Source organism: Pseudomonas sp. GW456-12-1-14-TSB6 (genome assembly GCF_059424205.1).
This window is the reverse complement of the sequence record NZ_JBWKZE010000003.1, coordinates 132,589-149,458: the sequence shown is the minus strand read 5'-3', so window position 1 is coordinate 149,458 and position 16,870 is coordinate 132,589. Positions and strand designations below refer to the sequence as shown.

The 16,870-nt window shown below is 62.9% G+C and carries 17 protein-coding genes; 10 read left to right on the top strand and 7 right to left on the bottom strand.

Annotated features, from left to right (window positions below; all coding sequences use genetic code 11):
• The first annotated feature begins 11 nt into the window (after positions 1 to 11).
• Positions 12 to 617, top strand: a complete 606-nt coding sequence (locus AC07Y2_RS03820) for a 3'-5' exonuclease (RefSeq protein ID WP_039771802.1) — start codon at positions 12 to 14, stop codon at positions 615 to 617.
• A 97-nt stretch (positions 618 to 714) separates the two neighbouring features.
• Here AC07Y2_RS03820 and AC07Y2_RS03815 read toward each other — a convergent pair whose 3' ends face one another.
• Positions 715 to 1,167 carry an Lrp/AsnC family transcriptional regulator gene (locus AC07Y2_RS03815; RefSeq protein WP_039771800.1) on the bottom strand — a complete coding sequence of 151 codons (453 nt, stop codon included), beginning with the start codon at positions 1,165 to 1,167 and terminating at the stop codon, positions 715 to 717.
• Between the two features lie 163 nt (positions 1,168 to 1,330).
• Here AC07Y2_RS03815 and yedA point away from each other — a divergent pair, with 163 nt between their 5' ends.
• The gene (gene yedA / locus AC07Y2_RS03810) at positions 1,331 to 2,281 is read left to right on the top strand and encodes a drug/metabolite exporter YedA (RefSeq protein WP_085747674.1); all 951 of its coding nucleotides are present in this window, start codon (positions 1,331 to 1,333) and stop codon (positions 2,279 to 2,281) included.
• Positions 2,282 to 2,347: 66 nt separating this feature from the next.
• Positions 2,348 to 3,688: an RNA helicase RhlE1 gene (rhlE1, locus tag AC07Y2_RS03805; protein ID WP_007958742.1), complete on the top strand. Its 1,341-nt coding sequence runs from the start codon at positions 2,348 to 2,350 to the stop codon at positions 3,686 to 3,688.
• A gap of 51 nt (positions 3,689 to 3,739) precedes the next feature.
• Here rhlE1 and AC07Y2_RS03800 read toward each other — a convergent pair whose 3' ends face one another.
• Both AC07Y2_RS03800 and AC07Y2_RS03795 read right to left on the bottom strand, forming a co-directional pair.
• A complete protein-coding gene (locus AC07Y2_RS03800) occupies positions 3,740 to 4,999 on the bottom strand; it encodes a TIGR03862 family flavoprotein (protein WP_103385477.1) in 1,260 nt (419 codons plus the stop codon).
• Positions 5,000 to 5,174: 175 nt separating this feature from the next.
• The gene (locus AC07Y2_RS03795) at positions 5,175 to 6,095 is read right to left on the bottom strand and encodes a histone deacetylase family protein (protein WP_007958746.1); all 921 of its coding nucleotides are present in this window, start codon (positions 6,093 to 6,095) and stop codon (positions 5,175 to 5,177) included.
• A gap of 82 nt (positions 6,096 to 6,177) precedes the next feature.
• Between AC07Y2_RS03795 and AC07Y2_RS03790 the strand changes: the two genes are divergently transcribed.
• From AC07Y2_RS03790 to AC07Y2_RS03780, 3 genes are all read left to right on the top strand, one after another.
• On the top strand, positions 6,178 to 6,747 hold the full coding sequence (locus AC07Y2_RS03790; RefSeq protein ID WP_064599611.1) for a GNAT family N-acetyltransferase: 570 nt from the start codon (positions 6,178 to 6,180) through the stop codon (positions 6,745 to 6,747).
• Between the two features lie 106 nt (positions 6,748 to 6,853).
• The gene (tesB, locus tag AC07Y2_RS03785) at positions 6,854 to 7,723 is read left to right on the top strand and encodes an acyl-CoA thioesterase II (protein WP_039771793.1); all 870 of its coding nucleotides are present in this window, start codon (positions 6,854 to 6,856) and stop codon (positions 7,721 to 7,723) included.
• Entirely contained in the window at positions 7,720 to 8,313 is a 594-nt protein-coding gene (locus AC07Y2_RS03780; protein WP_085608732.1) for an HAD family hydrolase, read from the top strand. Before tesB ends, AC07Y2_RS03780 begins: the two co-directional genes overlap by 4 nt.
• Positions 8,314 to 8,340: 27 nt before the next feature.
• Here the strand turns inward: AC07Y2_RS03780 and AC07Y2_RS03775 are convergent, their stop codons facing one another.
• The 4 genes from AC07Y2_RS03775 to AC07Y2_RS03760 all read right to left on the bottom strand — a co-directional run bounded on the left by AC07Y2_RS03775 (position 8,341) and on the right by AC07Y2_RS03760 (position 12,926).
• A complete protein-coding gene (locus AC07Y2_RS03775; RefSeq protein WP_103385476.1) occupies positions 8,341 to 9,294 on the bottom strand; it encodes an alpha/beta fold hydrolase in 954 nt (317 codons plus the stop codon).
• Positions 9,295 to 10,182, bottom strand: a complete 888-nt coding sequence (gene ypfJ / locus AC07Y2_RS03770) for a KPN_02809 family neutral zinc metallopeptidase (protein ID WP_039771788.1) — start codon at positions 10,180 to 10,182, stop codon at positions 9,295 to 9,297.
• 190 nt (positions 10,183 to 10,372) lie between these two features.
• Positions 10,373 to 11,206, bottom strand: a complete 834-nt coding sequence (locus AC07Y2_RS03765; protein WP_074691525.1) for an aldo/keto reductase — start codon at positions 11,204 to 11,206, stop codon at positions 10,373 to 10,375.
• The gene (locus tag AC07Y2_RS03760) at positions 11,190 to 12,926 is read right to left on the bottom strand and encodes an FAD-dependent oxidoreductase (protein ID WP_103385475.1); all 1,737 of its coding nucleotides are present in this window, start codon (positions 12,924 to 12,926) and stop codon (positions 11,190 to 11,192) included. The genes AC07Y2_RS03765 and AC07Y2_RS03760 overlap by 17 nt, the downstream gene beginning before the upstream one ends.
• Positions 12,927 to 13,103: 177 nt before the next feature.
• On the opposite strand from AC07Y2_RS03760, the gene AC07Y2_RS03755 reads away from it, so the two are divergent.
• The 4 genes from AC07Y2_RS03755 (at position 13,104) to AC07Y2_RS03740 (ending at position 16,821) form a co-directional block, all read left to right on the top strand.
• A complete protein-coding gene (locus tag AC07Y2_RS03755; RefSeq protein ID WP_039771781.1) occupies positions 13,104 to 13,880 on the top strand; it encodes an IclR family transcriptional regulator in 777 nt (258 codons plus the stop codon).
• A gap of 116 nt (positions 13,881 to 13,996) precedes the next feature.
• Positions 13,997 to 15,058 carry a Gfo/Idh/MocA family protein gene (locus AC07Y2_RS03750; protein ID WP_103385474.1) on the top strand — a complete coding sequence of 354 codons (1,062 nt, stop codon included), beginning with the start codon at positions 13,997 to 13,999 and terminating at the stop codon, positions 15,056 to 15,058.
• A 2-nt stretch (positions 15,059 to 15,060) separates the two neighbouring features.
• Complete coding sequence (locus AC07Y2_RS03745; RefSeq protein ID WP_103385473.1) at positions 15,061 to 15,876, top strand: sugar phosphate isomerase/epimerase family protein; 816 nt, start codon at positions 15,061 to 15,063, stop codon at positions 15,874 to 15,876.
• A gap of 66 nt (positions 15,877 to 15,942) precedes the next feature.
• A complete protein-coding gene (locus AC07Y2_RS03740) occupies positions 15,943 to 16,821 on the top strand; it encodes a DMT family transporter (RefSeq protein ID WP_039771776.1) in 879 nt (292 codons plus the stop codon).
• Positions 16,822 to 16,870: the final 49 nt, after the last annotated feature.

Sequence of the window (16,870 nt, the reverse complement as noted above, 5' to 3'; positions counted from 1 at the left end):
TTGAACCCGGTTTGGAACGCATTGCAGTCATCGACTTTGAAACCACCGGCATCTCGCCGAGCAGCAGCTGCCGGGCCACGGAAATCGCCGTGGTCATGCTGGAAAACGGCCGCATCGTTGAGCGTTACCAGAGCCTGATGAACGCCGGCGTCCGCGTCCCGGCCTTCATCGAACAACTCACCGGCATCAGCAACGCCATGCTGCGCACCGCGCCGTCGGCCGAACAGGTGATGAACGAAGTCAACGAATTCGTCGGCTGCACGCCCCTGCTGGCACACAACGCAGCCTTCGACCAGAAGTTCTGGGACTTCGAACTGGGCCGGATCAAACGCACCCGTTTGCAGAATTTCGCTTGCTCGCTGCTGCTGGCCCGCCGTTTGATGCCGGCGGCGCCGAACCACAAGCTCGGTACGCTCACCACGTTTGCTCAACTGCCGCACACCGGTCAGGCGCACAGGGCGATGGCGGATGCGGAGATGGCGGCGAATTTGCTGGCGCATCTGGCGGATGAGTTGCGGCGCAAGCATGGGGTGCGCGAGCTATCGCACGACTTGCTGTGCAAATTGCAGAAAGTCCCGGCCGCCAAGGTCGGTGAGCACTTGCAGCGCTATCGCTGAATTCCGGCCCCGGTTGATCGTTTGATCGTTCCCACGCTCCGCGTGGGAATGCAGCCCGGGACGCTCCGCGTCCCAGCTCTCGAGCGGGACGGGAAGGTTACTTGCCGTTACCTTCGATATGCCCCAACGGCACCCGCTTCTCTATCGCACTCGATAACACGATCGACGTCTTGCTGAACCCGAATTTCGCCACCCGGTTGATCAGCTCTTCCAGCTCGGTCATCGAGCCCACGGCTGCCTGCATGATCACGCACGGGTCGCCGGTGACGCGGTGGCATTCGGTGAGTTGCGGAATTCTGATCAGTTCGTCGTACACCTTCGGGTTGCCGTGCTGGTTCAGGCGCAGTTCGATGACGCACTGGATCGGCAGGCCGAGTTTGGCCATGTCGACTTTGGCCGAGTAGCCGGTGATGACGCCGCTGGCCTCGAGTTTGGCCACGCGCTCGGCGACGGCGGGGGCGGAGAGGTTCACTTTGCGGGCGAGGTCGGCGTAGGACGCGCGACCGTTTTCGAGCAGGGCGCTGAGCAGCATGCGGTCGTATTTGTCCAAGGTCGGACTCCTGAAAATGCCAGACTTTCGAAATCGCGGTTTTGGCCGTCGATCTCCGTGTTTTCAAAAGTGTACCGGCGCTATAAACAGGATTTGTAACTTATTTTTAGCGGTTGGCCTTTCTAGAATAACCCATTCCCTGAGTCTGACTTTCGAGCTGCCCATGTCTGCCTTGCGCCGTTTTTCCCTGCCCTTGATCGCTGCGTTTTTTGCGTTGTACGTGATTTGGGGATCGACCTATCTGGTGATCCGCATCGGCGTCGAGTACTGGCCGCCGCTGATGCTCGGTGGCGTGCGCTTCGTGATTGCCGGCACTCTGATGTACGCGTTCCTGCGCTGGCGCGGGGCACCGGCGCCGACCTGGGCGCAGTGGAAGGCGGCGGGGATCATCGGGATTCTGCTGCTCAGTTTCGGCAACGGCGCGGTGACTTTGGCCGAGCACAGCGGCGTGGCGTCGGGTGTTGCCGCGTTGGCGGTGGCGACGGTGCCGCTGTTTACCTTGCTCTGCGGTTATCTCTGGGGCGCGCGCAACACTCGCCTGGAGTGGGCCGGGGTGGTGATGGGGATTATCGGTATCGCGATGCTCAACATGGGCTCCAACCTGCAATCGAGTCCACTGGGCGCGGCGTTGCTGATTTTCGCGGCAGCGAGCTGGGCGTTCGGTTCGGTGTGGAGCAAACACTTGCCGCTGCCTCAGGGCGCAATGGCCAGTGCCGTGGAAATGCTGGTCGGTGGCGTCGTGCTGCTGATCGGCAGCGCGGCCAGCGGTGAACACCTGCAGGCCATGCCACCGCTGGAAGGCTGGCTGGCGCTGGCGTATCTGATCTTCTTCGGCTCGATCATCGCCTTCAACGCTTACATGTATCTGTTGAAAAACGTTCGTCCGGCGGCAGCCACCAGTTATGCCTACGTCAACCCGGCGGTGGCGGTGTTGCTGGGGATCGTGTTTGTCGGCGAGACCATCGGCATCGAAGAAGCGCTGGCAATGCTAGTGATCATCGGTGCGGTGGTGCTGATCAGTCTGCCGCAGTGGCGGCGTCCGGCGCGGTCGCCGGTGGTCAGCGAGCCGGCTGCCGCAGCGAAGGTCATAGCGACGGAGCAGCGTGCGAATTAGGGTAAACTGCGCGCCATCGCATACTCGTTTTGCACAATCTGCTCTGATTTTTCCTACGGTACTCCCATGACTTTCGCCACCCTTGGCCTGATCGAACCCTTGCTGCGCTCCCTCGAGAAGCTCGGCTACCAGACCCCGACGCCGGTGCAGGCGCAAGCCATTCCGGCCGTGCTGGCCGGTCGCGACCTGATGGCTGCGGCCCAGACCGGCACCGGCAAGACCGCCGGTTTCGCTTTGCCGCTGCTGCAACTGCTGGCGATGGAAGGGCCGAAAGTCACCGCCAACTCGGTGCGTGCGCTGATTCTGGTGCCGACCCGCGAGCTGGCCGAGCAAGTCCACGAGGCCGTGCGCCAGTACGCCGAAAACCTGCCATTGCGCACTTACGCGGTGTACGGCGGCGTCAGCATCAACCCGCAGATGATGAAGCTGCGCGGCGGCGTCGATCTGCTGGTCGCGACCCCGGGCCGTCTGCTCGACCTGTTCCGCCAGAACGCGCTGAAGTTCAACCAGCTGCAAACTCTGGTGCTGGACGAAGCCGACCGCATGCTCGACCTGGGCTTTTCCGAAGAGCTGGCGAACATTTATCGCGCGCTGCCGAAGAAGCGGCAGACGCTGCTGTTCTCCGCGACCTTCTCCGATGACATCCGCCTGCTGGCCGGGCAGATGCTCAACGATCCGCAGAGCATCGAAGTCAGCCCGCGCAACGTCGCCGCCAACACCGTCAAGCAGTGGGTGGTGACGGTGGACAAGAAGCGCAAGCCGGAACTGTTCGTGCACCTGATGCGCAAGAACAAGTGGAAGCAGGTGCTGGTGTTCGCCAAGACCCGTAATGGTGTGGACGCGCTGGTCGAGAAGCTCCAGGGCCTGGGCGTGAACGCCGACGGCATCCACGGCGACAAGCCGCAAGCGACCCGGCAGCGGGCGCTGGACCGTTTCAAGTTGAGCGAAGTACAGATTCTGGTGGCCACCGACGTGGCGGCCCGTGGTCTGGATATCGAAGACCTGCCATTGGTGGTCAACTTCGATCTGCCGATCGTTGCCGAGGATTACATTCACCGTATCGGCCGGACTGGCCGCGCGGGTTCGACCGGTGAGGCGATTTCGCTGGTGTGCGCCGATGAAGTGAACATGTTGTCGGCGATTGAAATGCTGACCCGCAGCACGTTGAAGCGTGAGGTTGAGCCGGACTTCGTGCCCGAGCACCGCGTGCCGGATACCGATGCCAGTGGTCAGGTGATCAAGAAGCCGAAGAAACCGAAAAAGCCCAAGGCTTCCGGTGGTGGCGGTGGCAAGCGCAATCTGGGCAAGTGGGTGGACAGCGGCGAGACTCAGGCGCCGGAGCCTTCGATCAAGCCTGTGCGCAAGGTGCCGGTGTTCAATACCGGGCCGCGTAAGCGTAAGCCATAAGGGCAGCGGCGAGTTTCAAGCTGCAAGCTACGAGTTAAGGGCGGTTTGTCGTTAGCTTTTGGCTTGTAGCTTGCCGCTGTTGTTGAGCCACTTCAGCATTCCAGCTCCGGCCGCCCGGCCGCTGGCAAAACACGCCGTCAGTAGATAACCCCCAGTCGGCGCTTCCCAATCCAGCATTTCCCCCGCACAAAACACCCCCGGCAACGCCTTGAGCATCATCCGCTCATCCATCGCCTCAAACGTCACGCCACCGGCACTGCTGATCGCTTCATCCAGTGGTCGGGTTTTCACCAGCGTCAGCGGCAAAGCCTTGATCGCCCGGGCCAGCCGCGCCGGATCGGCAAACGTCGCCGCATCAGTGAGTTCACGCAACAGCGCCGCTTTCAACCCATCAATCCCGACCTGACTGTGCAGATGCTTGGCCATCGAGCGCGAACCCCGTGGTTTGCTCAGTGCCGCCTGCAATTTATCCACAGGACGGCCGGGCAGCAGGTCGATGTGAATGGTCGCCGCACCGTGCACATTGATCGCCTCACGAATCGGCGCCGACAGCGCGTAGATCAAACTGCCCTCGATGCCGGTTGCGGTAATCACGCATTCACCCAAACGCGGAACGTCGTCATTCAAACCAATGGCGATATTTTTCAGCGGCGCGCCGGCGAATTTGCTGACCATCAATTCGCTCCAGGCCTGCACCTCGAAGCCGCAATTGCTCGGCTGCAACGGCGCCAGTCCTACACCGCGTTGCTCCAGCGGCAGCATCCACGCGCCGTCGGAGCCCAGTCGCGACCAGCTGCCGCCGCCGAGGGCGAGCAGGGTGGCGTCGGGGGTGAGGGTTTTCTCGCCTTCCGGGCTGTCGATGCGCAGTGCGCCGTTTTCGTCCCAGCCGAGCCAGCGGTGGCGGGTGTGGATAACCACGCCGCTGTCGCGCAGGCGCTTGAGCCAGGCGCGCAGCAATGGCGCGGCTTTCATGTCGGTGGGGAACACCCGGCCGGAGCTGCCGATAAAGGTTTCGATGCCCAGCTCGTGAATCCAGCGGCACAGTGCGTCGGCGTCGAACGCGCGTAGCAGCGGGGCGATGTTCGGGGCGCGTTCGGCGTAGCGCGAGAGGAAGGCCGGCCAGGCTTCGGAATGGGTGATGTTCATGCCGCCGACCCCGGCCAGCAGGAACTTGCGGCCTACCGAGGGCATTCCGTCGTACAGATCGACGCGAACTCCGGCCTGGCTCAGCACTTCGGCGGCCATCAGGCCGGCGGGGCCACCGCCGATGATGGCGACGTGAGCGGGAAGGGCGGCGGAAGTCTGGGTCATGGCAGCGGCAATAGCGTGGCGGAATAAGCCGCGCATTCTAGCAGCAGCGGCCATCGTCAGACCTGATCAAAAAACAACCAGTGCGCTGCAAGCCATGTTCATCGTGGGCTGTAGTCCCTTTCGCTCAGGTTATCCACAGGCCGTTCCACAGCCATTGTGGGTAACGCAGCACAACTCAATGACAACCGGATGACTGCCAGACGCGCTGCGCACTGTGATGCAGGATGCCGTGGCGGCGGGCCAGGGCGTGGCGATCCTTGCTGTAACCGCCGCCGATCACCCCGACCACCGGGATGTCGCGGCCCAGGCAGTGGCGCATCACGCTTTCGTCGCGGGCGGCGACGCCTTCGTCGGTCAGTTGCAGATAACCGAGGGCGTCGTCCTTGTGCACGTCGACACCGGCGTCGTACAGCACCAGATCCGGCTGATACAGCGGCAGCAGATAGTTGAGCGCGTCGTCGACCACTTTCAGGTAATCGGCATCGCCCATGCCGTTGGGCAGTGGAATGTCCCAGTCGCTTTCGGCCTTGCGTGCAGGAAAGTTCTTTTCGCAGTGCAGGGAAACGGTGATCGCTTCCGGGGTGTTGTGCAGAATCCGCGCAGTGCCGTCGCCCTGATGCACGTCGCAGTCGAAGATCAGCACCCGGTTCACTCGGCCGCTTTGCAGCAGGTAGTGGCTGATGATCGCCAGGTCATTGAAGATGCAGAAGCCGGCGGGGTAGTCGTAGTGGGCGTGATGGGTGCCGCCGGCCAGGTGACAGGCCAGGCCATGTTCCAGCGCTTTTTCCGCTGCCAGAATCGAACCGCCGACCGCCCGCACGGTGCGTCGCGCCAGGGCTTCGTTCCACGGCAGACCGAGGCGCCGCTGGTCTTCGCGGGACAACTCGCCGCTCATGTAGCGTTCGATATAACCGCGGTCATGGGCCAGGGCGAGAATGTCGGCAGGGCACAGCTCGGGGCGCAGCAGGTCTTCGTCGCGGGTCAGGCCGCTGTCCACCAGGTGATCGCGCAGCAGGCGGAACTTGTCCATGGGGAAGCGGTGATCCGCCGGAAATTCCGGGCTGTAGTCTTCGTGGTAGATCAGCGGCAACGGCATGGTGGACTATTCATAAAGGCTGCAGGAAAGAGTGCAAAGCCTAACAGCGATGTAGACTGACGGCATCAAGCGGAGGGGCGGGATGGAACCGATACTGGAGCTGCAAAGCGCAAGGCTGCTGATGCGCCAATGGCAGGACGAGGATTTGCCGGCATTCGCGGCGATGTGCGCCGATCCGCAGGTGATGCGCTACTTCCCCGCGCCCTTGAGCCGGCTGGAAAGCGCCGCGCTGATCGGCCGGGTGCGCGGGCATTTCGCCGAACACGGGTACGGCCTGTGGGCGCTGGAGCGCAAGGACACTGGGGAGTTCATCGGTTTTACCGGGCTCGGCGTGGTCGGCTTCGATGCGCCGTTCACCCCGGCGGTGGAAATCGGCTGGCGCCTGGCGAAGGAACATTGGGGCCTGGGTTATGCCAGCGAAGCGGCGTGGACTGCACTGCGCTGCGGTTTCGACCGTTTGTCCCTGAAGGAGATCGTGTCCTTCACCGCGCAGAGCAATCTGCCGTCGGAAAAAGTGATGCAGGCGATCGGCATGCATCACGATCCAGCCGACGATTTCGATCACCCGAAACTGGCGGTCGACCATCCGTTAAGTCGACATGTGTTGTACCGCATCACCCGGGAGCAATGGCTGCAGACCTTGCATGGCTAAGCCGACACGGACGTTTACAATGGCGCGATCAGTGGCTCGCGCCAGAATCTGAATTGGCCGCCGCAGCCAGGGCTGCGCGGCATAGCGTTGTGTGAGGAGAGTCTGAATGAGCCAAGTGTTGGAAGATCTGGTGGATCTGCTGACCCTCGAACCGATCGAGGAAAACCTGTTCCGTGGTCGCAGTCAGGATCTGGGCTTTCGCCAGTTGTTCGGCGGCCAGGTATTGGGCCAGTCGTTGTCGGCGGCCAGTCAGACCGTTGAAGAAGCGCGCCATGTGCATTCGATGCACGGTTATTTCCTGCGTCCGGGCGATGCCAAGTTGCCGGTGGTCTACTCGGTTGACCGCGTGCGCGACGGCGGCAGTTTCAGCACCCGCCGCGTGACCGCGATCCAGAAGGGCCACCCGATTTTCACCTGCAGCGCTTCGTTCCAGTACGACGAAGAAGGCTTCGAGCACCAGAGCCAGATGCCGCAAGTGGTCGGCCCCGAAAACCTGCCGTCGGAGCTGGAACTGACCCAGCAACGCGCGCACCTGATCCCGGAACACATGCGCGAAAAGCTGCTGTGCCCGAAGCCGATCGAAGTGCGCCCGGTCACTGAAAAAGACCCGTACAACCCGCAACCGGCGGATCCGATCAAGTACGTGTGGTTCCGCGCCGACGGTGCGTTGGCCGATATCCCGGCACTGCACAAATACCTGCTGGCCTACGCCTCGGACTTCGGTCTGCTGACCACCTCGATGCTGCCGCACGGCAAATCGGTCTGGCAGAAAGACATGCAGGTCGCCAGCCTCGACCACGCGCTGTGGTTCCACAATGACTTGCGCGCCGATGACTGGTTGCTTTACGCCATGGACAGTCCGTGGGCCGGCAACTCTCGCGGGTTCTCCCGTGGCAGCGTGTTCAACCGCGCCGGGCAACTGGTGGCGTCGGTGACCCAGGAAGGCCTGATCCGTCATCGCAAGGACTGGGCATGAGTCTGGCGGACGTGCGGCACTGGGTGTTCGACATGGACGGCACCCTGACCGTCGCCGTGCACGACTTCGCGGCGATCCGCGTGGCGCTGTCGATCCCGCCGGAGGACGACATCCTCACCCACCTCGCGGCATTGCCCGCCGAGGAAGCGGCGGCGAAACACGCTTGGTTGCTGGAGCATGAGCGCGATCTGGCGCTCGGTTCGACCCCGGCGGTCGGGGCGGTGGAGCTGGTGCGCGACCTGCACGCCCGGGGCTATCGCCTCGGCATCCTGACCCGCAATGCGCGGGAGCTGGCCCACGTGACGCTGGAGGCCATCGGCCTGGCTGACTGCTTCGCGGTGGAGGATGTGCTGGGCCGCGATGAAGCACAGCCAAAACCGCATCCGGGCGGTTTGCTGAAACTGGCCGAGGCCTGGCAAGTGCCGGCGAGCGAGATGGTGATGGTCGGTGATTACCGGTTTGATCTTGATTGCGGCCGGGCGGCGGGCACCCACACGGTGCTGGTGAACCTGCCGGATAATCCGTGGCCGGAGCTGACCGACTGGCATGCGAAGGATTGTGTCGAGTTGCGGCGAATGCTGTTCGCCTAAAAAAACGGGGGCTTGGGCCCCCGTTTTTTATTGCTCGAATAGTGCTTTCTGGCCTTCCGGCGAGGTCAGCATGCCGTCGCCGTTATGCCCGACGCCGGGTACTTCGATCAGGCGCTGATTCACCCCTTCAGGGTGACGACGCAGCAAGTAACCGAAAAACAGCTTCCCGCGCTCCAGTCGATAAGCCCCCTGGGCTTTGGCGGCGCAGCTCTTGTCCAGCGCCGGGTGTTGCGGGTCGGTGTCCTGCTGACCCAGCAGATAAATCACCTCGCGTTTGACGTAACGGCCTTCAAGCTGCGCGGGCGTTTGCCCACCCGCGTAGATCGGCGGGTCCACCAGACCGTACTTCCAGCGGTTGAAACCCGGACACTTGGCATGATCGAAGGCCACCGGGCGTTGCTCATTGAAATAGGCGTACGACGACGGGTTGGCCACCACGTAACGCAAGCGAATGCCTTCGGTCTTGAGCGCCGGTTGTTCCTGGGCCAGCAGCGCATAACGCTGCACCACCTGAGCGCCGCCGGAGTGGCCGAAGATCACGATCTGCTTCACGTCCGGAAACTGCTTGCGATCGCTCAGCCGCCCGACGATTTCGTCCAGTGCGGCGTAGGAACTCAGCGGGCTCGGCCCTGTGGATAACCCGCCGCCCATCCAGTCGTTGCCTTGCCAGCGCAGCACGCTGGCGGGTAACGAGTAGAGCGCCACATCGCTTTCGTTGAGAAACTGCGGGGCGATCACCAGGGTGTTGGCGGTTTGCCCGGCCAGTTCCGCCGCGACTTCGCCGCTTTTGCGATAGGTCTCGGCGTTGCGCAGACGGCCATGAATGACGATCAGCACGCGCTCGATTTTCGCCGGCGCCGGGCCGATGCCCACCGCCATTTCGCCGGCCTGCAATTGCAGGCGCCCGGGACTGATTGCGTCGACGCCGGCCGCTTGGACGGTGCCGCCGATGAACAGTAAAGCCAACAGCCATTTATGCATTTACAGGTTTTTCGCCGCAAAGGTATCGCACTGGCCGACCTGGCCCTGGGCGAATCCGGTTTTGAACCAGCGCACCCTTTGCGCCGACGTACCGTGGGTAAACGAGTCCGGCACCACACGGCCCTGACCCTGTTGTTGCAGGCGATCATCACCGATGGCGTTCGCCGCGTTCAAGGCTTCTTCGATATCGCCCGGTTCCAGCCAGTTCAGACGCTTCTGCGCGTTGTAGGCCCAGACCCCGGCCAGACAATCGGCTTGCAGTTCCTGACGCACCAGCAGGCCGCCGTCGCCTTCCATCTGCCGGCCTTGCTGGCGGGCTGTCTGAATTTTCGCCGAGACGCCGAGAAGCGTCTGCACATGGTGTCCGACTTCGTGAGCGATCACGTAGGCCTGGGCGAAGTCGCCGGCGGCCTTGAAGCGTTGGGCCATTTCCTGGAAGAACGCCATGTCCAGATAGACCTTCTGGTCTGCCGGGCAATAGAACGGGCCGGTGGCCGAGGTCGCCAGACCGCAAGCGGAGTTGACCCGGTTGCTGAACAGCACCAGGGTCGGGTCCTTATATTGCCGGCCGGCCTGCTGGAAGATCGCGCCCCAAGTGTCTTCGGTGTCGCCGAGGATCGAGCGCACGAATTCGGCCTGTTCATCGTTGGCCGGCGGTGCCTGACGGGTTTGCGAAGTGGGGGCCGATTGTTCGGTCATCTGCCCGGTGAGCTGGCCCAGGATCTGCAGCGGGTCCTGTCCGGTGATCCAGCCGATGCCGACGATCAGCAGGATCGCCCCGAGGCTCAGCCCCTTGCCACCGCCGAAGCGCATGCCGCCACCACCGCCCATATCATCGCCACGGGCATCGACGACGTTGTCACTGCGTCGGCCTTTTTTCCATAGCATGTGGGAATCCTCTATCTGTAGGTGGTGATGAGTGTTGCTGGTGTGTGAGTGTGGCGCCAGTCCGGTCGTCCGTCTATTCGTACACACGCACAAAGGCCCGGCCTCGGGGTGACGAGGTCGGGCCTGTTATTGACGAGCGCGAGCGCCGGGAATTCAATTCGCCGGCGGATTTCTTTCGCCGGGTCGGGTGTCAGCGGTCGAAGGCATCCCACACCGGCGCGAAGTCCGGGCTGACCTGACGTTCGCGCTTGGGCAGCGCGGCGATCAGCGCCCGGTCGTCGTCATCCAGTTTGACATTCAGCGAGGCCAGGTTGGCCAGTTGATTGGTCTTGCTGCTGGCCTTGGGAATCGCCGCGACGTTGTCCTGATCCAGCAGCCACTTCAGCGCCACTTGAGTGGGCAGCACGCCGTGTTTTTCAGCGATCTGCTGAATCTGTGGAATCTCCGAGACTTTATTACGCGCCAGCGGCGTGTAGGCCGTCAGCGCCAGATCGTGTTGACGGGCGTAGTCGAGCAGGGCGTTTTGTCCGAGCAGGACGTGGTACTCGACCTGAATGGCTGACAGAGGAATACCGTATTCCTCGACGACTTTGCGCAGCAGCGGCAGCGGAAAATTCGCCACGCCGATGTTGCGAGCCAGCCCCTGTTCCTTGAAGGATGCGAGGGTTTCAAGGGTGCGCGGCAGGTCCCAGTCAGTGCTCGGCCAATGGATCATGAACAGGTCGACGTACTCGCTGCGCAAGGCCTTGAGGCTGCGATCCAGCGATTGACGCATGGCGTTCGGTTGCAACTGGTCCCACCAGACCTTGGTGGTGACGTGGATCTGCTCGCGGGGTGTCGGCGTATTTGCCAGCGCCTGTCCGACTGCGTCTTCGTTGTTGTAGGCCGCTGCCGTGTCGATGTGTCGGTAACCGAGTTCCAGCGCTTGCTCCACGGCGCGGGTGCATTCGTCGCCGAGCATCGGCCAGGTGCCGAGGCCGAGTTTCGGCAGGTTCAGTCCTTGTCTGTTAACGATGTGCTGCATGGTCGATCTCCTGTTCGAAAGCCGTGACGCCCGCCATGTGCCGGGCGGCGATGTAACCGAAAGTCAGGGCCGGGCCGAGGTTGATCCCGCCCGCCGGATAATGCCCGCCCATGATGCTGGCCATGTCGCCACCCGCCGCGTAGAGCCCGGCGATGGGCCGGTCTGCGGCGTCGAGCACTTGCGCATGCGGATTGACCTTGAGCCCGGCGAAGGTGCCGAAGCAGCCCGGCTGCACCTTCACCGCGTAGAACGGGCCTTGTTCGATGGGCGCCACGCACGGGTTGGGCTGTTGCGCGGGATCGCCCTGTTTGCGGTTGTACGGGGTCGAGCCGCGACCGAACAGCGGGTCTTCGCCGTGCCGGGCATGGTCGTTGTATTCATGGAGAGTGGCGCGTAATCCGTTCGGATCGATGCCGCATGCAGTGGCCAATTCCTCAAGGGTATCGCCGGTTTTCAGATAGCCGCTGCGGATAAAACCTGACACCGGCACCGGAAACGGCCGAGACATGCCTAGCCCGTAACGCCGCTGGAACGCGCGGGTGCAGATCAGCCAGGACGCGACTTCTTCGCCTTCAGGGGCCGCGGCGACCATGGCGCTGACATAGTCGTAATAGCCGTTGGCTTCGTTGACGAAGCGCTGGCCGTTGCGCAGCACGCCGATGACGCCCGGTTTGCCGCGCTCGATGATGTGTGGGAAATGGCCGATGCTGCCGTCGGAATGTGGCACCTGCGAGACCGGCGCCCACGCCACGGGCGAGGCCACATCGGTGTTGACCCGGCCCCCAGCGGTTTCGCCCAGTCGCAGACCGTCGCCATTGACTGCCAGCGGAGGCAGTGCCCAATGTTCGTGACCGGTGGGCGTGCGCGGGAACAAGGCCTTGCGCCGCTCGATGTCGTTGGCAAATCCGCCGGCCGCGAGCACCACGCCCTTGCGCGCATGGACAGTGACCGGGCCTTTCGCGGTGTGCACGCGAGCGCCGGTGATGCGTGATTCGTCGCGCAGCAGTTCCGTCACTGGCGCCGATTCCCACAGCAGCACGCCGAGGTCTTCGGCGGATTTCGCCAGCCGCGCCACCAGCGCCACGCCGTTGACCAGTTGCATCGCTCGGCCGTGCAGCGCCAGGTCCAGCAGGTGGCGAGTGAAACGCCGGGTCACGTGCCAGACCGCCGACAACGAGCGAGTCAGATTGAGAAACGCCGACAGGTCCGCGCCGGCCATGATCGGCATGCCCATGAACGATGTTTCCCGCATCGTTGTGCGAAGACGCTTGAGCAGGCGCCCGACCTTTCGTCCGTCGTAGGGAGCGGCAATCACCGAGCGTCCGCCGGTGCCGGCGCCCGGTGTTTCGCCGTGGATGTCGGCGATGGCGTTGCCGTCGGCGAATTGCAGGGCGGTGTGTTGTTCGAAGAACGCCACCATGCGCGGGCCGGCTTCAAGGAAGGCGTCGATCATGGCCGGGTCGTAGTGCTCGCCGAGTTCGTGGCGCAGATAGGTGCGCGGCAATTCCACGTCTTCCACGATCCCGGCGCGCCGGGCCAGCGGATTGCACGGCACCCACGCCCAGCCGCCGGACCACGCGGTGGCGCCGCCGAACACCGGATCCTTTTCCACCACGATGACCTTCAAGCCATGCCAGGCGGCGGTGACGGCGGCCGACAAACCGGCGGCGCCGGAGCCGACCACCAGAACGTCGCAGTGGATATCGGGAAGGGCAGGCATCAGGAAACGCTCCAGCAATCAATTATTTTTAGAATCAGGTTCCAGAAAATAACCAGTGCTGGCGAAGCAGATCAACCGACTGACGCGCAAAGTGGGCGGTTATCGGACGCCGGGTTCCAGATTTCGCATTCCTCGGGATGTCTTCTAGAATCGGCGAAATTTCACCGAGAGCGCATCATGGCCGGCAGTCAAATCGAACGGGTTTTCAGCGTGCTGGAAAGCCTCACCAGTGATCCGCGCGGGCTGCCGATGCAGACCCTGGCCGAGCAACTGGACATTCCGAAGAGCGCGACGCACCGCCTGCTCGCCGAGCTGATCCGCTTGGGTTATGTGCGGCAGAACCCGGAGACGTTGCGTTATCACCTGTCGACCAAACTGGTGGCGATGGGCTTTCAATATCTGTCGAGCAGCGGTGCCGACATTGTGCAGCCGGTGCTTGATCGCCTGGCCCAGGAAACCGGTGAGTTGGTACGCCTCGGGGTGATCGACGGCGAGCGTCAGACCTGGATCGCCAAGGCCCAGGGCGCTCGTAGCGGTCTGCGTTACGACCCGGACATGGGCCGCGACGCGCCGCTGTTCTACACCGCATCGGGCCATGCGTGGCTGGCGTGCATGAGCGACGCCGAGGCGTTGTCGCTGGTCGAGCGCCAGGGCGCGGAGGTGCCGGCGGATATCGGGCCCAATGCGCCGCGCTCCAATATTGAACTGCTCGAACGCCTGCGCGTGGCCCGGGAACAGGGCTATGCCTGTGTGGAAGAAAGCTCGGCGGTCGGCACTTCGGCGATTGCTGCCGTGGTGAAACATCCCGCCGATGGCCGGGTGATTGGCGTGCTCAGCATCGCCGGGCCAAGCGCACGGATGTCGGCGGCGCGATTGCATGAACTGGCGCCGTTGCTGCTGACGTTTACCGAGGAGCTGTCGGCGGCGAGCCTGGCCTCGGAGTTGTTCGTTTAAGCAAAGCTGTGCGCTGTTCGCCCACTTTTCAACCGAGTAGGTGTGAGAATCTGGAACCGGGTTCTAAATTGTTGATGGAGTGAGTTTTCCTACAACAATCACAAGAGGATCGCACCTTGAACCCGCCCCTTCGAATCGCCCTGATCGGCGCCGGCAACATGGGCCAGCAACATTACCGGCACCTGAAGAATCTCACTGAGGCCACGGTATGCGCCGTGGCCGATCCCGGCCCTCAGGCACGGGCCCTGGCGGCAGAGTGGGGTGTGGCGTATTTCGCCGATCACCGTCAGATGCTGGAGCAGAACCGGCCAGACGCAGTGATCGTCGCCAATCCGAATAATCAGCACGTCAGCACCGCGCTGGATTGCCTGGCTGCAGGCGTTCCGGTGTTGCTGGAAAAACCGGTGGGCGTGCATCTGAATGAGGCGCGGGAATTGGTGGCAGCGGTGGAGCGCAGCGGCGTACCGGTGCTGGTCGGCCATCATCGGCGGCACAATCCATTGATCGTGCGTGCTCATGAGCTGGTCAAGGGTGGGGCGTTGGGACGGCTGACGCTGGTGACTGCGTTGTTCCAGCTGCGCAAGCCCGACCAGTATTTCGAAACGGTGTGGCGGCGCGAGGCAGGTGCCGGAATGCTGTTGACCAATCTGATTCACGACCTCGATCTGCTGCGTCATCTATGCGGTGAAGTGCGTTCGGTGCAGGCGATCACCGACCATTCGGTGCGCAGTTTCGCCAATGAAGACAGCGCGGCGATTCTGCTGCAATTCGATGGCGGAGCGCTGGGTACGCTGACCGGTTCCGATGCGGTGGCGGCGCCGTGGAGCTGGGAGTTGAACTCTGGGGAGAACCCGGTCTATCCACGTCAGGCGGATCAGCCGTGTTATTTACTGGCGGGAACGGCAGGAGCCTTGAGCATTCCGCAACTCAAGCGCTGGCATTACCGCGCCGATCAGGTGGATGCCGGTTGGCATGAGCCGTTGCTGTCCGTTGATGAACCGTTCACACCGGACGAAGCCCTGCGGTTGCAGTTGCAGCATTTCGTCCGCGTCGTACGACGGGAAGTCGAACCGTTGGTGAGTGCCGCCGACGCCGCCTGCACCCTGGCGCTGGTCGAGGCTATCCGTGAAGCGGCGGCCAGCGGTCGCGCCACTGAACCTGCGCAGATCGAGTCCTGAATATGAGCGAACGAATTCTGTCCCTGGCCAGCCTGACCGTGCTGGAGTTGTCGCCACCCGAGATGGTCGAGGTCGCGGCCCGTGCCGGATACAGTCATGTCGGCCTGCGTCTGGAGCCGGCGACGCCCGAGGAATATCACTTTCCGTTGGTAGCCGATGGCGATTTGCGGCGTCAGACACTGGCGCGTTTGCGTGACACCGGAATCGGCGTGCTTGACGTGGAAATCCTTCGATTGAAGCCGCAGACAGTGGTCGCGGATTTCGAGCCACTGCTCAGCGTTGGCGCGCAGTTCGGTGCCAGTGAGTTGTTGGTCGCCGGTAACGATCCTGACGAACAGCGGCTCACCGATAATTTTGCGGCACTCTGCGATCTGGCGGCGCGCTACGGTTTGCATCCGCATCTGGAGTTCATGCCCTGGACCGATGCACGCAATCTTGAGCAGGCGTTGCGCATCGTCGCCAAGGCCGGGCGCGAAAACGGTGCGGTGCTGGTCGATGCGTTTCACTTCGACCGTTCCGGATCGCGGCTGGAAGATCTGGATGGCGTGCCGCCCTCACGGCTGCGCTATGCACAGTTGTGCGATGTTGCCGGGCCGAGGCCGACGGACATGGCCGAGATCTTGCGTCAGGCCCGCAATGAACGACGGTTTCCCGGCGAGGGTGATTGTGACTTGAGCGGCTTGTTGCGCAGTCTTCCGGCTAACCTTCCCCTGAGTCTGGAAATTCCCACGGTCAAATTGCTGGAGCAAGGCGTGAGTGGCTTGCAGCGGGCGCAAATGGCGATCGACCGGACACGGGAATTGTTGGCCCGGCTTTAAGTCTGCTTCAAGGGGCGAGGGCGCACGCGTCCTCGTCACCGTTTATTTTTCATTCAGAGAGAGCCCATGACCGTCAGCACTCCGCTTTCCGGCGTCAACCAACCCTTCAAGGGGATCTTGCTGATTGTCGTGGCAACCTTCCTGTTCTCCAGCCACGACGCGCTGTCGAAATACCTTTCGGGTTTTTATCCGATCGTCATGGTGGTGTGGGCGCGGTATCTGGTGCACACGCTGCTGATGGCGGGGATTTTCCTGCCGCAGTCCGGGCTGCGCGTGCTGCGTACAAAACGCCCGTTGTGGCAATTGGCGCGGGCGTTGTGCCTGTTGGGGACCAGCCTGTTTTTCACCACGGCGTTGCTGTACATCCCGCTGGCCGAGGCCACGGCGGTCAACTTTCTTGCGCCGGTGCTGGTGACGGCGCTGTCGGTGCCGCTGCTCAAGGAGCGGGTGACGCGCGGTCAGTGGATCGCGGTGGTGTGCGGGTTCATCGGGGTGCTGATCATCGTCCATCCGGGCGGTGACCTGTTTACTCCGGCGATTCTCCTGCCATTCTGTTCGGCGCTGTTTTTCTGCTTCTATCAGCTGCTCACCCGCAAGCTCGCCGAAGTCGACAGCCCGACCACCAGCAACTTTTTCGCCGGGTTGTGCAACACGCTGGTGATGAGTGCGCTGGTGCCGTTCTTCTGGCAGGTGCCGAGCCTGGGCCATGCGCTGTTGATGCTGGCGCTGGGCAGTTGCGGAATGACCGCGCACCTGTTTCTGACCCAGGCATTCCGCCATGCCGCGCCGGCGTTGCTGGCGCCGTTCGGTTATTGCCAGATCGTGTTTGCGGGGTTGCTGGGCTGGTTGCTGTTTGCTCACACGCCGACCCTGATGACGGTGATCGGGATTGCGGTGATCTGTTGCAGCGGACTGGCGGCAGCGTGGCAGCAGAGCCGGCGCTGAAAGCAAAACCGGCCTGAAATCAGGCCGGTCGGTGCAGGAAGGTTATTCA

Coding starts and splice junctions, on each gene's coding strand:
- AC07Y2_RS03760 (WP_103385475.1), bottom strand. CDS start 12,926: ATGCCTGCCCTTCCCGATATCCACTGCGACGTTCTGGTGGTCGGCTCC.
- AC07Y2_RS03740 (WP_039771776.1), top strand. CDS start 15,943: ATGACCGTCAGCACTCCGCTTTCCGGCGTCAACCAACCCTTCAAGGGG.
- AC07Y2_RS03795 (WP_007958746.1), bottom strand. CDS start 6,095: ATGCCGTTGCCGCTGATCTACCACGAAGACTACAGCCCGGAATTTCCG.
- AC07Y2_RS03775 (WP_103385476.1), bottom strand. CDS start 9,294: ATGCATAAATGGCTGTTGGCTTTACTGTTCATCGGCGGCACCGTCCAA.
- rhlE1 (WP_007958742.1), top strand. CDS start 2,348: ATGACTTTCGCCACCCTTGGCCTGATCGAACCCTTGCTGCGCTCCCTC.
- AC07Y2_RS03765 (WP_074691525.1), bottom strand. CDS start 11,206: ATGCAGCACATCGTTAACAGACAAGGACTGAACCTGCCGAAACTCGGC.
- AC07Y2_RS03745 (WP_103385473.1), top strand. CDS start 15,061: ATGAGCGAACGAATTCTGTCCCTGGCCAGCCTGACCGTGCTGGAGTTG.
- AC07Y2_RS03800 (WP_103385477.1), bottom strand. CDS start 4,999: ATGACCCAGACTTCCGCCGCCCTTCCCGCTCACGTCGCCATCATCGGC.
- yedA (WP_085747674.1), top strand. CDS start 1,331: ATGTCTGCCTTGCGCCGTTTTTCCCTGCCCTTGATCGCTGCGTTTTTT.
- AC07Y2_RS03790 (WP_064599611.1), top strand. CDS start 6,178: ATGGAACCGATACTGGAGCTGCAAAGCGCAAGGCTGCTGATGCGCCAA.
- tesB (WP_039771793.1), top strand. CDS start 6,854: ATGAGCCAAGTGTTGGAAGATCTGGTGGATCTGCTGACCCTCGAACCG.
- AC07Y2_RS03755 (WP_039771781.1), top strand. CDS start 13,104: ATGGCCGGCAGTCAAATCGAACGGGTTTTCAGCGTGCTGGAAAGCCTC.
- ypfJ (WP_039771788.1), bottom strand. CDS start 10,182: ATGCTATGGAAAAAAGGCCGACGCAGTGACAACGTCGTCGATGCCCGT.
- AC07Y2_RS03780 (WP_085608732.1), top strand. CDS start 7,720: ATGAGTCTGGCGGACGTGCGGCACTGGGTGTTCGACATGGACGGCACC.